Origin of the sequence: Simplicispira sp., from assembly GCF_028687295.1 — a bacterium.
GTDB lineage: Bacteria > Pseudomonadota > Gammaproteobacteria > Burkholderiales > Burkholderiaceae_C > Simplicispira > Simplicispira metamorpha.
In genome coordinates, this window is sequence record NZ_JAQUAL010000079.1 from 1 (window position 1) to 14769 (window position 14769).

General features: G+C 61.0%; 10 protein-coding genes and 2 tRNA genes. 3 read left to right on the top strand and 9 right to left on the bottom strand.

The features are described 5' to 3' along the window. Positions 1-268 precede the first annotated feature (268 nt). On the bottom strand, positions 269-2002 hold the full coding sequence (locus tag PHX69_RS10140) for a nitrite reductase (RefSeq protein ID WP_288043592.1): 1734 nt from the start codon (positions 2000-2002) through the stop codon (positions 269-271). A gap of 217 nt (positions 2003-2219) precedes the next feature. Here PHX69_RS10140 and PHX69_RS10145 point away from each other — a divergent pair, with 217 nt between their 5' ends. Beyond that, a complete protein-coding gene (locus tag PHX69_RS10145) occupies positions 2220-4502 on the top strand; it encodes a TonB-dependent hemoglobin/transferrin/lactoferrin family receptor (protein WP_288043594.1) in 2283 nt (760 codons plus the stop codon). A 21-nt stretch (positions 4503-4523) separates the two neighbouring features. Here PHX69_RS10145 and sbcB read toward each other — a convergent pair whose 3' ends face one another. From sbcB to uvrC, 7 genes are all read right to left on the bottom strand, one after another. Then, positions 4524-5966, bottom strand: coding sequence for an exodeoxyribonuclease I (gene sbcB, locus PHX69_RS10150; RefSeq protein ID WP_288043595.1), 1443 nt, complete (start codon positions 5964-5966; stop codon positions 4524-4526). An 87-nt stretch (positions 5967-6053) separates the two neighbouring features. Then, positions 6054-6129 (bottom strand) — tRNA-His (locus PHX69_RS10155). A 46-nt stretch (positions 6130-6175) separates the two neighbouring features. Continuing rightward, positions 6176-8101 (bottom strand): SurA N-terminal domain-containing protein, encoded by a 1926-nt coding sequence (locus PHX69_RS10160; RefSeq protein WP_288043596.1) that lies wholly within the window; start codon positions 8099-8101, stop codon positions 6176-6178. 60 nt (positions 8102-8161) lie between these two features. After that, positions 8162-8237: transfer RNA gene (locus PHX69_RS10165), tRNA-Val, on the bottom strand. 15 nt (positions 8238-8252) lie between these two features. Then, entirely contained in the window at positions 8253-8552 is a 300-nt protein-coding gene (locus PHX69_RS10170) for an HU family DNA-binding protein (RefSeq protein ID WP_374761666.1), read from the bottom strand. A 275-nt stretch (positions 8553-8827) separates the two neighbouring features. Then, a complete protein-coding gene (pgsA, locus tag PHX69_RS10175) occupies positions 8828-9394 on the bottom strand; it encodes a CDP-diacylglycerol--glycerol-3-phosphate 3-phosphatidyltransferase (RefSeq protein ID WP_119012273.1) in 567 nt (188 codons plus the stop codon). 54 nt (positions 9395-9448) lie between these two features. Then, positions 9449-11530, bottom strand: coding sequence for an excinuclease ABC subunit UvrC (uvrC, locus tag PHX69_RS10180; protein ID WP_288043597.1), 2082 nt, complete (start codon positions 11528-11530; stop codon positions 9449-9451). A 93-nt stretch (positions 11531-11623) separates the two neighbouring features. On the opposite strand from uvrC, the gene earP reads away from it, so the two are divergent. Together earP and efp are read left to right on the top strand one after the other, a co-directional pair. After that, on the top strand, positions 11624-12820 hold the full coding sequence (earP, locus tag PHX69_RS10185; RefSeq protein WP_288043599.1) for an elongation factor P maturation arginine rhamnosyltransferase EarP: 1197 nt from the start codon (positions 11624-11626) through the stop codon (positions 12818-12820). A 139-nt stretch (positions 12821-12959) separates the two neighbouring features. Beyond that, a complete protein-coding gene (gene efp, locus PHX69_RS10190) occupies positions 12960-13514 on the top strand; it encodes an elongation factor P (RefSeq protein WP_056642658.1) in 555 nt (184 codons plus the stop codon). Between the two features lie 235 nt (positions 13515-13749). Here efp and rimO read toward each other — a convergent pair. Continuing rightward, positions 13750-14769: 30S ribosomal protein S12 methylthiotransferase RimO (gene rimO, locus PHX69_RS10195; protein WP_288043600.1), on the bottom strand; the 1020-nt coding region annotated here is incomplete at its 5' end.

The following is a 14769-nucleotide window of genomic DNA, read 5'->3' on the forward strand; positions in this document are numbered from 1 at the left end:
GCGCTCTGCTGGCCGAACTGGCCGGTGTGGTGGCAGCGATTGCCGTGTGCTATCAATTTTTTGGCTAAAAATACAAGTCAAATCGGCCTCTATCGCCCGTACAGTGGGCGCTACCAGCTATCAATTCAGTAGTTAAAAATCTGAGAACCCGTGGGGCACAGCCCCCCCCAGCACCGCTGCCTGGGCCACAAAAAAAACCGCTGGCGGGAACCAACCCTGCCAGCGGTGTGACTGCACAGGCGCAGCAGCAAGCTGCCGCGCGCTGCACTCAATACACGTCGTGCTGCGTGTTGTGCACGTTGAAATGGCCTGTGGGCGTAATGATGCGCGGGTCTTTGATCACGGCCTTGAGCTTGAGCGTCTTGTCGTCCACCACCACCAGCGCCGACTGTTTGTCCTTGGCCGACCAGACCGAGAACCACACCTCATCGCCCGCCTTGTTGAACTCGGGCTGCACCACGCGCTTGGCGCCGCCGTCGTCGGCCAGACCCGCCCATTCGGCAATCGGCAGCACGGTATAGCCCTTGTCCAGGTTCTTGATGTCGTACACCACCACCGACTGCGATATTTTCGGGTCAGGGTTCAGCGGCGCGTCCGAATACAAGTGCGACGATTGGGGGTGGCTCTTGATGAACAACGCACCACCGCCCGGGCCCTTGAGCTTGGCCACTTCCTTGAAGGCGTATTGCTTGTGCTTTTTCGGGTCGGTGCCAATGAGCGAAATGGTTTCGTCACCCAGGTGGCCCGTAGCCCAGACGGGGCCAAACTGCGGGTGGATGAAGTTGGCGCCACGCCCGGGGTGCGGTGTCTTGCCCACATCCACCACGGCTTCCATTTTTCCTTCTTTGGCATCGACCACACCAATTTTGTTGCTGTTGTTGGCCGCCACCATGAAGTAGCGCTTGGTCGAATCCCAGCCGCCGTCGTGCAGGTAGCGTGCCGAGCCCAGCTCGGTAATCTTGAGCGCGTCCAGGTTGGAGTAATCCACCATCAGCGTCTTGCCGGTTTCCTTGACGTTGACGATGAACTCGGGCTTGAAGTGCGAGGCCACGATGGAGGCCACGCGCGGCTCGGGGTGGTACTCCTGGGTGTCCACGGTCATGCCGCGCGTAGAAACGATTTTGATCGGCTCCAGCGTGTTGCCATCCATGATGACGAACTGGGGTGGCCAGTAGGCACCGGCAATGGCCAGTTTGTCGGTGAAATCGCCTTCTTTGCCCTTGTACTTGGAGGTATCTACCGAGCGCGCCTCCAGCCCCATGCGGATTTCAGCGACGTTGTCGGGCGTGGGCATCCACAGGTCGATCATGTTGACGCGGCCATCGCGGCCAATCACAAACAGGTAGCGGCCCGACGCCGAGGTGCGCGAGATGTGTACCGCGTAGCCCGTCTTGACGATGTTGATGATCTGCTTGGTGTCGCCGTCAATCAGCGCCACTTCGCCGGTATCGCGCAGCGTGGTGGAGAAAATGTTGGCGATGTTGTAGTTGTTCATCTTCCGGGTTGGGCGATCCTTGGGGGGAACAATCACCTTCCAGGTTTTTTTCATGTCGGCCATGCCCCACTCGGGCGGCTGGGGCGGGTCTTGCTGGATGTAGCGGGCCATCATGTCCACCTCGGCCTCGGTCATTTCGCCCGAGGTTTGCCAGTTGGGCATACCCGCAGGCGAGCCGTAGGCAATGAACACCTTGAGGTAGTCGGTGCCCTTGGCCAGCGTGAGGTCAGGCGTCAGTGGCTTGCCCGTAGCGCCTTTGCGCAGCACACCGTGGCAGCCAGCGCAGCGCTCAAAGTAGGTTTGCCGTGCCTTGTCGAACTCCACCTGCGTCATCTTGGGCGCATTGGGGTTCATGCTCTGGTACATGGGCGTGTTGGCCAGCGGCGAGGAGCCCGCCTGATAGTTCAACTCCGGGGCCGTGGCACCCTCTTTGTGCTGGGCCACGGCATTCCACACCAGTGTGGAAAAAACCAAAGCAGCCAGACGGGTCAACTGGTGATGTTTCATGTGGGACTCCTCTTGAATGCCGCCGCCCAGGTAGTGGTCTACCCTTAAAAAGTGCCCGCTGCGGGCTGCGACAAGAGTTCAGCGGGGTTTCTTCATTATTTGAACGGATGATGGGGTTATTCTTTAATAAATGTCAAACAGTCATTTAACGTGAAACTTTGTTAAAAGCCCCTGCCGATCGTGCAGGAAAGACATTTCTCTCACCCAGGGCCCGACCATGCCACACCCTCTGCGCACCCGCCGCCCATCCCGGCACGCACTCCTTCCACTGGCCTGGCTGGCTTGTCTGGCCTGCCAGGCCAATGCCCAGGACAAGCCAACCAACGCCGCCGCCACGCTGCGTGAGGTGGTGGTGAGCGGCTCACGCAGCGAACAACTGGGCGACGAGTTGCCCGTGTCGCTGGACGTGGTGAACCAGCAAGAGGCCGAGTTCAGCCACATGCAGGACATTCGCGATGCCGTGCGGGATTTGCCCAATCTGTCGGTGCCACGCGGGCCATCGCGCTTTGCCATCACCGGCCCGGCCCGCAGCACCGGGCGCGATGGCAACGCAGGCTTTCAGATCCGGGGGTTGGGTGGCAACCGGGTGTTGATGCTGGTCGATGGTGTGCGCGTACCGCACAGCTACATTTTTGGCAGCAACGCTTTTGGGCGCGACTACCTGTCCATGGACTTGCTCAAGCGCCTGGAGGTGCTGCGCGGGCCGTCGTCGGCGCTGTACGGCTCGGACGGGCTGGCGGGCCTGGTCAACCTCATCACCCATGAACCGGCAGACTTTTTGCACTCCAGCACGGGCGAGGCCAAATCGCTGGGCGGGCGCATCTCCACCGCCTGGAGTGGGGACGACAGGGGCCGTGGCCTCAGCGCCACCGTGGCGGGCCGTGCCAGCGATTCGGTGCAATGGCTGCTCACGGCATCCGGACACCGGGCCCACGGCCTGCAAACCCGGGGCGATATCGACACCCCCGACACCCGCCGCACCACCGCCAACCCGCAGCACGACCGCGATACCGCCCTGCTGGGCAAGCTGGTCTTTCAACCCGATGGCTGGCAAAAACACGTATTCACGCTGGAGCAGGTGGACAAGGAATCCAGCGTCAACCTGCTCTCCAGCCGCGCACCACTGCCATTGGGCGGCACGCCCGCACAACAAGCCGCCGCCGTGATGGACGAGCGCGCTGAAAGCACCAGCACCCGCCAGCGCCTGACTTGGGACGCGCGCTACCAGATCAACACCGCCTTGGCCAACGAAGTGCGCACGGTGCTGGGCGTGCAACGTGCCTCTGCCCGGCAGCTGGGAACGTCCGACCTGTACCGCAACCCCGACCGTGTGCGCGATGTTTTCTATGAAGAAACCACCTGGCAAGCGGGCATACAGGCCAGCCAATCGACCAGCCTGGACAACGGCTGGGCACGCAAGCTGACCTACGGCCTGGATTACCAGAGCGCCGACCTGAGCAACCTCTATACGGGCATCAACCCCCTGCCGCCGGAAGTTTTCCCACTCAAACGCTTTCCGGACACGCGCGAGTCCGGCAGTGCCCTCTATGCCCAAAGCGAGTGGATGAACGAGCGCTGGAGCATCGTGCCCGGCGTGCGGCTGGACTGGTTTACCGTGGATGTGCGCACACAAGAGGGCTTTTACCCGCCCGCCAAACGCCCGGCCCGCTCCCTCTCAGGCTCTGCCGTATCGCCCAAACTGGGGGTGATGTACCAAGTCCGGCCCGGCTGGAGCCTGTTTGGCAACTACGCAGGGGGTTTCCGTGCGCCCAGTGCGTACCAGGTCAACGGCTATTACGAAAACCTGGCCGAGCACGTCGTCATTGCGCCCAACCCCAACCTGCGCCCCGAAAAAAGCCGCAATCTGGAACTGGGCCTGCGCACCCGCCTGAACCGGCTGCAGGCCGATGTAGCCGTGTTTTCCGGGCGCTTCAGCCAACTGATTCAAGAACAGCGCTTTATCTCGGGCGCAGGCACGCTGGCCGACCCCAAAGTTTTTCAAACCGTGAACATCGACCAGGCACGTATCCACGGCTTTGAGGTCAAAGGGCATTACGACTGGGGCCTGTGGGCTGGTGGCCGCTGGGGCACGCCATTTTCTTACGGTCAGGCCCGGGGTAAAAACACATTGACCGGCACCCCCCTGAGCTCGGTAGAGCCCGCCAAACTGAGTCTGGGCCTGGACTACCAAACCGCCACCTGGTCTACCCGGCTGGTGGTACGCCACCATGCGGCCAAACGCGCCCAGGACATCGACAGCAGCGAAACCGTCAAAGCGCCCAAGGTACAAATCACCGTGCCAGCGGCCACCACACTGGACTGGTTTGCACAGTGGCGCCTGCGCAAGAATGTGCGGCTGAATGTCGGCCTCGTCAACCTCACCAACCGCAAATACTGGATGTGGTCTGACGTGCGTGGCCTGGAAAGCAGCAGCACAGTTGCCGACGCCTATACCCAGCCAGGCCGCAGCGCGCAGCTGTCGCTGGTGGTGGATTTTTAAAAATGGCCTGAAGGCGCGGCTTCAGCGTTCGGGCGCGATGGCCTCGGCCCAATCGTAGAGCGCACCCAAAATACTTTCGGCACGCTCATCGGCGGTTTCAGAGAGCTGGTCGATTTCGGTGAACAGTTGCTCCACGGTGCGCGCGCCGCCCGCACCATCGAACAAACGGGCCGCGCGGTGCGCCTCCCAGCGCGCCTGGTCGGCCTCGTCCAGCGTCTGCGGAAAATTGCGCGCGCGGTAGCGCCACAGCATCTCTTGCAGGCGCGGGTCGTCAAAACTACCTTTGGCACGCGCCAGCGCCTCGCCCGACAGGGCCCGCAATTCATGGAGCCTGTAGCGATCCTGGTTGCCGACAAAACCGGCGTACAAGTCCTGCTCCACATCCAGTGCAGGCTCTGCCGGACGGGCAAACACAGCGGGCCAGATAGCGCTCATATCAGGCAGATCGCGGGCGATGGCTGCGTGCTGCAAAGCCTGCTCCATATCAATACTCCAGCGCTGCGCCAGGGCCGGTGTGAGCGTTTTGAGGTTGCCCACCACCATGGGCGACTTGTTCAAATGAATGGTTTTGATGGGCAGGCGTGTCACGCCTTCGGGCAAATCGGCGGCGCGGGTGAACATACGCTGGCGCAGTGTCTCGGTACTGATGGTGGCCAGCTCGCTCGGATCATGGGCCAAATCCCAGACGATGATTTCGTTTTTATTGGTGGGGTGGTTGGCCAGCGGCCACACCACAGCCAGACAACCGCGCTGGGCACCGTACATGCCGGAGACGTGCAAGAAAGGCCGTGCCGTCAGGGCCGTAACCGGCAGGTGCAACTCGGCAGCCACGCGGTCTTTTTTGTGCAACGTGAAGCAAAAGTCGAACAGGCGCGGGTTCTTGTCGCGAACCAGCCGGGCCAGTGCAATCGTCGCGCGCACATCCGACAGCGCATCGTGCGCAGCCTCATGTACCAAGCCGTTGGCCAAGCTCAGGTCTTCGAGTTTGAAGCTGGGCGTACCGTCTTCCTTGGTCGGCCAGACGATGCCATCCGGGCGCAGTGCATAGGCCATGCGCACCACATCCAGTAAATCCCAGCGACCGCACTGGTTTTGCCACTCGCGGGCATAGGGATCAATGAGGTTGCGCCAGAACATGAAGCGCGTGAATTCATCGTCAAAACGGATGGTGTTGTAACCCACGCCCACGGTGCCGGGCCGGGCCATTTCGGCCTCAATGCGGGCGGCAAACTCGCGCTCGGGCACGCCATGCTCCCAGGCCAGTTGCGGCGTGATGCCAGTGATAAGGCACGATTGCGGGTCTGGCAGGTAATCATTGGCGGGCTGGCAATAGAGCATCAACGGCTCGCCAACCTCATTCAACTGTGCATCAGTGCGAATGGCAGCAAACTGCGCTGGCCGGTCGCGCCGGGGGTTGACGCCAAAGGTTTCGTAGTCGTGCCAGAGAAAGGTATGGGAAGACATAGGGCGCAGCGCCAGAAGCGCTCCAAACAACAACCGGCAAAAACAAAAAACCCTGCTACTTTGCAGGTAGCAGGGTTTTTATTTACTTGGGGTGGCTGATGGGGCTCGAACCCACGACAACAGGAATCACAATCCTGGACTCTACCAACTGAGCTACAGCCACCGTAGATATAAATTATATGTCAAAAAACCTTCTTTACAAGAAAAATTTAATTTTCTGCCGACATTTTTTCGTTTGAAGGCTTTGGCACCTTGATCTGAGCCTTGAAATGGCTTTTCAGCGACTCATAGTAGGCCCAAACTTCAGCATCCGCCAGCCATTGCACATATTGACGTTGGCGCTGCGCCATCAATTGCTCATCCACAGCCGGCGCAGGCACCAAACGGTTGACGCGCGATACGATATAGCCACCTGCCCCCAGATCAACGCCCACCCAAGCCGGAAATACGTCTGCACTGGCAGCCAATACCGCATCAACCAAGGCAGATGGCTGCCCCTGTAGCTGATCACGGGCAACCACAATAGGAGAAGACAAGCCTTTTGCTGCATCTGGGTTGGCTTTCCAGGCAGCGAGTTTGGCCTCCCCATCAAGGCGAGCCAACTCGGCAGACTTCTCTTGCACGTAAAGCTTGTGCACTTGGGTGCGCACTGCATCAAATGCCAAAGTAAGTGCTGGTGTGTATTGCACAACACGGCCTGCCGCAAGCTGGCTGGTACCGACTTCTACTGCCTCGGTATTGCGTTTTTGCTCCAGAGACTCCGCAGAGAAAAGGGCTTGCAAAAACTTGCTGTTGGCCAATGCACCAGATACACCAGATGCAGGCACTCTAGTGACATTGCTAGCAGACTGGAGCTTCAGTTTCAGCTTTTCTGCAACAGGCTGCAAACTATCGGATTGTTCATACACCCCATTGGCGAACGCTTCGGCCACCTCGGCAAACTTACGTTGTGCCTGCTCCTGGCGCAACTGCGCCTCCAAGGAAACACGCAATTCATCAAAACTTGGTTGACGCGGCGTTTTGGTGTCAGTCAGCAGAATGATGTGATAGCCAAAATCACTCTCGACGACATCGCTGATTTCACCTTTTTTCAAGGCAAAGGCAGCCTCCTCAAAAGGCTTGACCATAGCCCCACGCGCAAAAAACCCCAAATCCCCGCCCTGCACCGCAGACCCGGGATCCTGAGAAGACTTTTTCGCCACATCCGCAAAACTTCCTGGGCTCTTGCGCACCTGCTCCAGCAATTGCGCCGCCTGCGCTTTGGCTTTCTCGCGATCTGCAGCAGGTGCATCTTCGGGAGAGGCAATCAGGATATGGCTGACACGACGCTCTTCCTTGCCAGCCAAGCGAGAGACATTCTCTTTGTAGTAGGTGCGCAAGTCGTCTTCATTGAGCGAAATGCCTGCACGCACACTGTCCAGATCAAGTACCACGTACTCGATCGTGGCCTGCTCTGCCTGCTGGAACAGTGCTGGATGCGCTTTGTAATAAGTCTGCAGCTGCTCGTCGGTGGGCTGCACCTTGCTAGCGTAATCGGCCGGATTGATTTTGACCGTTTGAATCTCACGGCGCTGGAACAGTGCATCCAGCGCTATGTTCGCTTGTGCCTTGCTGGCAAAAGCAGTTTCCGCGATGCTGCCCAAAACCTGGTTGACCGCCAAGTCTCTGCGCATGGAGGCCTCAAAGCTTTCCGGCGTCATCCCTTGGGAACCGACCAAGGCCTTGTAGGCCTCAACATCCAGTGTGCCGTCGGCACGGCGAAGTGCAGCAATTTGTGGAATTTCGTTCAAAGCACGTGCCAACTCAGCATCGCTGGTGGTGATCCGAAATTCTTTCACTGCGGCTTGCAGCACACGATCACGCACCATACGCTCCAGCGTGGCATAGCGCGCTTGTGCGGAGTCCAGAAGCGCTGCGTCCACGCCAGGTCGCTGTGCACGAATGCGATCAGACTCTTGGCGATGGGCGTTGTCCCATTCTTCCTGGGTAATGTCTTGGCCATCCACCCGAGCCACCACTGGGCTACCGGCAGAGAAATAACTGGAATCAATGCCCACGAGCACGAACGACGGAATGATCAGCAAGAACAGCAAGAACATCGCGATCTTGGAATGCTTGCGGATAGATTCAAACATAGTCAATCTTTCAATGACAAAAAACAAAAGGCGAACTTTCGTTCGCCTTTGTTTCGGTGGTGGTGGGTGCTAACGGGGTCGAACCGCTGACCTACGCCTTGTAAGGGCGCCGCTCTACCAACTGAGCTAAGCACCCCACCTGAATCAAGTATTAGTTTAACGCATCTTTCAATGCTTTTCCCGGGCGAAACTTCGGTACTTTAGCAGCCTTGATGTTAATCGCTGCACCGGTGCGTGGATTACGGCCTGTGCGTGCTGCCCGTTTGCCCACTGCAAACGTGCCAAAACCAACCAGCGATACTGTACCGCCTTTTTTCAGGGTTTTCTTGACTGCATCAATCGTGGACTCCAGCGCGCGCGCAGCTGCTGCCTTGGAGATGTCAGCGTTGTTCGCTATATGCTCAATCAATTCGGTTTTGTTCACAAGCAGCCTCTTGGTATAAGCGTGAATGAATGTCTCCGGGCTGTCTGATTTTCACGCACTAATGGCTTGAGCGGGCATGCGCCGGGCATGCAGGAAAAAGCGGGCGATAAGGGCAGAAAACTTGCCGTTTCAAACGAAAGCCATCGACATTCAGGTGTCAATACAGTACGCCACTTTGCAGTGGCGTTGGCCGCGATTCTAGTCGCAATTGCCTCTGCTGCCGGACTTGCCCCGGTTTTTTGTCTGTAGGCCCATGCGATCCCTCCACTGAGCCAGCACGTCTCGGCTGTGTGGTCACACCCTTACTGCACACGGGCACGGATTTCAGGAACGGCTTTTTGCAAGTAATACACCATCGACCACACCGTCAGCACCGCGGCAATCCAGATCAACCAAGTGCCCCAGACGCCTGTGTCAACGGCGCCAAACAAGCGCCCGTCGTACAGCAAGAAGGGAATGGCCACCATCTGCACCACCGTCTTGAGCTTGCCCAGCATATGGACGGCCACGCTTTTGGCTGCGCCAATCTGTGCCATCCATTCGCGCAGTGCTGAAATGGCGATTTCGCGGCCAATGATGATGAGCGCCACAAACACATCGGCACGCTGCAAATGCACCAGTACCAACAGCGAAGCGCACACCAGAAACTTGTCGGCCACCGGGTCCAGAAAAGCACCAAACGACGATGTCTGGTTGAGCTTGCGCGCCAGATAACCGTCGAGCCAGTCGGTGGCGGCAAAGACGACGAACATCACCGTGGCTACCAGGTTGCGCGTGGCCGGATCGAGGGGCGCATAAAACACCCCCACGATCAAAGGTATCGCGACGATGCGCGTCCAGGTCATGATGGTGGGGATAGTCCAGAACATGGCCGCGATTGTGTCACGGCCAACGCGCTTGAAAGGCTTGCACGCTGCCAGCGCTCAGCGCAAGGCGCGGTAAACCTCTTGCGCCAAGGCGTGCGATATGCCTTCCACCGTCATCAAATCCTCCACGCTGGCCGCTGCCACGCCGCGCACCCCGCCAAAGCGCTGCAGCAGGCGTGCACGCTTTTTGGGGCCAATGCCCGCAATCTCTTGCAGCTGCCCACCGCCCACGCGCACCTTGGCGCGTGCTGCGCGCATGCCGGTGATGGCAAAGCGGTGCGCCTCGTCGCGAATCTGCGCCACCAGCATCAGCGCGGCACTGTCTGCGCCCAGATAGACCTTTTCGCGCCCATCGGCAAAGACCAGCTCCTCCAGCCCTACTTTGCGGCCTTCGCCTTTTTCCACGCCCACGATGCGCGATACATCCAGCCCCAGCTGCACGAACACCTCGCGTGCCACGGCCACCTGGCCAGCACCGCCATCGACCAGCACCAGATCGGGCAAGCGCGCTTGGCCTTTGGGCGATGCAGACGCGGTGCCCGCAGCATCGGGCGCAGCGGCGCCAAAATCGATACCACCGGCCTCGCGCTGGGCCTCGGCCACCTTGCTGTAGCGGCGCTGTAGCACTTGGCGCATGGCAGCGTAATCATCGCCGCCGGTAATGCCGTCGATGTTGAAACGGCGGTATTCGCTGGCCTGCATTTTGTGGTGGTGGAACACCACGCACGAGGCCTGCGTGGCCTCGCCCGCCGTGTGCGAGATGTCAAAGCACTCGATGCTCAGGCTGTCGAGGTCGTCCTGGGGCAAGTCCAGCGCCTGGGCCAGCGCACGGGTACGCGCCTGCTGGGAACCCTCCTCGGCCAGCAGGCGGGCCAGTTGCAAATCGGCGTTTTTTTGCGCCATCTCCAGCCAGGCGCGGCGCTGTTCGCGCGGCTGCTGCACCAGATTAATGCGCACGCCCTGTTGCGCACTCAGCGCGTCCAGCAGGGCTTTGCTGACGGGCGCGCTGGCCACCAGCACTGGCGGCACTGGCACGCCCAAATAGTGCTGGGCGATAAAGGCCTCCAGCACCCGGGCTTCTATGGCCGGGGTGGGCAGCGCCGGGTGGCCTGCGCGGTCAAGCCCCTCAGCGCCTTCACTTTCGCTGTCACTGTGGCCTGGACCCGCATCCGCAGCGTCGCCCTGCCCCGCCTCCGCGCCGTCGGCCTCGGGCTGAAACAGGGCCTGGGCGTCTTCGATGTGTACCGGGAAGTACGCCCGGTCGCCCAAATGGCGCCCGCCGCGCACCATGGCCAGGTTGACGCACGCGCGCCCGCCCTGCACCTTCACGGCCAGGATGTCCACATCCTTGTCCGACACCGTTTCTATCGATTGCTGGTGCAGCACACGCGCCAGCGCCGTGATCTGGTTGCGCAGCTCGGCTGCCTGCTCAAACTCCAGCCGCTCGGAGTGCGCCATCATCCGCGCCTCCAGCTCTTTGAGCAGGTCTTGGGTTTCGCCGCGCAGCAGGGCCTGCGCGTGCGCCACATCCTGCGCATAGGCGGGCCCGGAAATCAGCCCCACACAAGGCGCCGTGCAGCGCTTGATCTGGTAGAGCAGGCAGGGCCGTGTGCGGTTGGCAAACACCGTGTCTTCGCAGGTACGCAGGCGAAACACTTTTTGCAGCAACAAGATCGTCTCTTTCACCGCCCAGCCGTTGGGGTAAGGGCCAAAGTAGCGGTGGTGTTTGTCCACTGCGCCCCGGTAGTAGGCGATGCGGGCAAAGGCCTGCGTGGGCACGCTACTGGTGCCATCCTGGGCGGCCAAGCCGGTGATTTTCAGGTAGGGATAGCTCTTGTCGTCGCGGAACAGGATGTTGTATTTGGGCTGCAACGACTTGATGAGGTTGTTCTCCAGCAGCAGCGCCTCGGCCTCTGATCGCACCACCGTGGTCTCCAGCCGGGCGATTTTGCTGACCATGTGGCCAATGCGGGTGCCGCCGTGGTTTTTCTGGAAGTAACTGGACACGCGCCGCTTGAGGTGCAGCGCCTTGCCCACGTACAACAGCGCGCCCTGGGCGTCAAAGTAGCGGTAAACGCCGGGCAGCGCGGGCAACGCAGCCACTTGGGCGAGCAATTCTTCAGAGTGCGATTCAGACATGGCGCTATTGTGCAAATTTGCGCGCCTGCACCGTGCCAGTGCCCCGGCAGCGGGGTGGCGCATCGACACGGCAGCGGCATGGACAATCCGCGCATGAGCACTGTACCCACTGCACCTTCCACACCTTTGGCTATTGCCAGCGCCAGCGCACCCGCCCCGATTCCGCCCCGCCAATGGGACATTTTTTGCCGCGTGATCGACAACTATGGCGACATCGGCGTGTGCTGGCGCCTGGCACAGGACTTGGCCCAGCGCGGCCAGCAGGTGCGCCTGTGGACTGACGACGCCTCTGCACTGCACTGGATGGCGCCGCAAGGCTGCCCGGGCGTGCAGGTGCGCGCCTGGGGCGGCGCTCTGGCAGCGCACGATGCACCCACCGACGTGCTGGTCGAATCCTTTGGCTGCGAAATTACTCCTGATTTCATAGCTGCTTGCGCAATACAGGCGGGCGCCAGAGGCCAAAAACCTGTATGGATCAACCTGGAATACCTGTCCGCCGAATCGTATGTCGAGCGCTGCCATGCCCTGCCCTCGCCCGTGCTGCACGGCCCGGCGGCGGGCTGGACGAAGTGGTTTTTCTACCCCGGCTTCACCCCGGCCACGGGGGGCCTGCTGCGCGAGACCGATCTGCTGGCGCGCCAGGCGCAGTTTGACCGCAGCGCCTGGCGCCACGCGCACCTGGCCGAGCGCAGCACAGCGGCCAACCCAGCGCCAGCGCATGGGCACTGGATTTCGCTGTTCTGCTACGAGCCACCGGCCCTGCCCGCACTGCTGGCCCAATGCACGCAGGCCAACCACCCCACCCGCCTGCTGGTCACGCCTGGTCGGGCCACAGCGGCCACACAGGCCGCACTGGTGCAAATAAAGCACAAAAACAGCCTCCAGCCCCCGCCAATCAAGCGCAACCAGCTATCAATTTCATATCTACCACCCGTGCCACACAGCGCGTTTGACGAGATGCTCTGGGCCTGTGACCTGAACCTGGTGCGCGGCGAGGACTCGCTCGTGCGCGCACTGTGGGCCGGGCAAGCGCTGGTCTGGCAGATTTACCCGCAAGACGACAACGCCCACCACGACAAGCTGCAAGCGTTTCTCGACTGGTTGCAGGCACCGCCCTCGCTGCGCCAGTTCCACGCCGCCTGGAACGGCATAGAAGCCCTGCCACTGCCATCGCTGGACGACGCCACGCTGCACGAATGGGCCGTTTGCATACAGGCGGCACGCACCCGGCTGCTGGCGCAAAGCGATTTGGTCAGCCAGCTCATGGGGTGGTGCGAGCAGAAACGCTAAAATGGCGGGCTTTGCGCAAAAGCGCCGATTGCAATGTTTGCACCGGCAGCGCGCATCCCTGCCGCGGAACATGCACCGGCACAGGTCGCCCACCGGCGTCCCGCCCTCGCATAGAGCGGCCCAACCCCCAGCAAATGCTATGAAAATCGCTCAAGAAATCCGCGCCGGCAACGTCATCATGCACGGCAAAGACCCCATGGTCGTCCTGAAGACCGAATACGCCCGTGGTGGCCGCGGCGCCGCCACCGTGCGCATGAAGCTGAAAAGCCTGATCGGCAACTTCGGCACCGAAGTCGTGTTCAAGGCCGACGACAAGATCGACAACGTGATCCTCGACAAGAAAGAGTGCACCTACTCTTACTTTGCCGACCCGATGTATGTCTGCATGGACACCGAGTACAACCAGTACGAAGTCGAAGCCGAAAACATGGGCGACTCGCTGAACTACCTCGAAGACGGCATGACCGTGGAAGTGGTGTTCTACGACGGCAAGGCCATCTCGGTCGAACTGCCCACCAGCGTGGAGCGCGAAATCACCTGGACTGAGCCCGCCGTCAAGGGCGACACGTCCGGCAAGGTGCTCAAGCCCGCCAAGATCGCTACCGGCTTTGAAGTGCCCGTGCCCCTGTTCGTCAGCCAAGGCGACAAGATCGAAATCGACACCCGCACCGGCGAATACCGCAAGCGCGTGTAATGCCCACGGGCCGCGTGCCGCTGGCTGCGGTGCAGACACCCCCAGCAAAAAGGCTTCCCCAGGGAAGCCTTTTTTTGTGGGCGCGGCGCCCGTTGTATCGCACGGTGCTCTCGGCGGTTGATATCAAAAAGATAGCTGCTCGCGCTGGCTGCGCAAGGCTTTCAGTATCAAAACACTGTAAAAACTGCGCCGCATGTGCGCAAGCAGCTCACTTTTTTGAAGCACCGAGCGCGCCTCAAATGGGCTGTGCCACCAGATCGTGGCCGCGCACGCCGACAATGCGCGCCCGGGTGAACTCGCCCACCTTGAGCTGCTTGCTGATTTTCTCGGGTGGCAGCAGTTGCACGGTGCCGTCAATCTCGGGGGCATCGGCGTAACTGCGGCCCACGCCGCCCTTGCGCCCCAGGCCGGGGGCCGAGTCGATCAGCACCTGCATGGTGGCGCCCACGCGGCGTTGCAGCTTGGCAATCGACACCTCTTCGGCCACGGCCATGAAGCGCGCGCGGCGCTCCTCACGCAGTTCCAGGGGCAGCATGCCGGGCAGCTCGTTGGCCGCGGCGCCATTGACATCGCTGTAGGCAAAGCAGCCTGCGCGGTCGATTTGCGCCTCGCGCAGGAAGTCGAGCAGGTGCTGGAATTCTTCTTCGGTCTCGCCTGGAAAGCCGGCGATGAAGGTGCTGCGGATGACGAGGTCGGGGCAGGCCTCGCGCCAGCGCTGGATGCGCTCCAGGTTCTTTTCGCCGCTGGCCGGGCGCTTCATGCGCTTCAACACATCGGGGTGGCTGTGCTGGAACGGCACGTCCAGGTAGGGCAGCACCAGGCCCTGGGCCATCAACGGAATCACCTCGTCCACGCTGGGGTAGGGGTACACGTAGTGCAGGCGCACCCAGGCGCCGTAGGGTGCGGCGATTTCGCCCAGCGTCTGCACGAGTTCAAGCATGCGCGTTTTGACGGGTTTGCCGTCCCAGAAGCCGGTGCGGTACTTCACGTCCACGCCATAGGCCGAGGTGTCCTGGCTGATCACCAGCAGCTCTTTGACGCCGCCCTCGAACAGCGCCTTGGCCTCGGAGAGCACATCACCCACCGGGCGCGATACCAAGTCGCCGCGCATGGACGGGATGATGCAGAAGGTGCAGCGGTGGTTGCAGCCCTCGCTGATTTTCAGGTAGGCGTAGTGCTTGGGCGTGAGCTTGATACCGGCCACGCCAAAGCTGCCGGGCACCAGGTCGATGAAGGGATCGTGCGGCTTGGGCAG

Coding starts and splice junctions, on each gene's coding strand:
- efp (WP_056642658.1), top strand. CDS start 12,960: ATGAAAATCGCTCAAGAAATCCGCGCCGGCAACGTCATCATGCACGGC.
- pgsA (WP_119012273.1), bottom strand. CDS start 9,394: ATGTTCTGGACTATCCCCACCATCATGACCTGGACGCGCATCGTCGCG.
- earP (WP_288043599.1), top strand. CDS start 11,624: ATGAGCACTGTACCCACTGCACCTTCCACACCTTTGGCTATTGCCAGC.
- PHX69_RS10160 (WP_288043596.1), bottom strand. CDS start 8,101: ATGTTTGAATCTATCCGCAAGCATTCCAAGATCGCGATGTTCTTGCTG.
- PHX69_RS10145 (WP_288043594.1), top strand. CDS start 2,220: ATGCCACACCCTCTGCGCACCCGCCGCCCATCCCGGCACGCACTCCTT.
- uvrC (WP_288043597.1), bottom strand. CDS start 11,530: ATGTCTGAATCGCACTCTGAAGAATTGCTCGCCCAAGTGGCTGCGTTG.
- sbcB (WP_288043595.1), bottom strand. CDS start 5,966: ATGTCTTCCCATACCTTTCTCTGGCACGACTACGAAACCTTTGGCGTC.
- PHX69_RS10140 (WP_288043592.1), bottom strand. CDS start 2,002: ATGAAACATCACCAGTTGACCCGTCTGGCTGCTTTGGTTTTTTCCACA.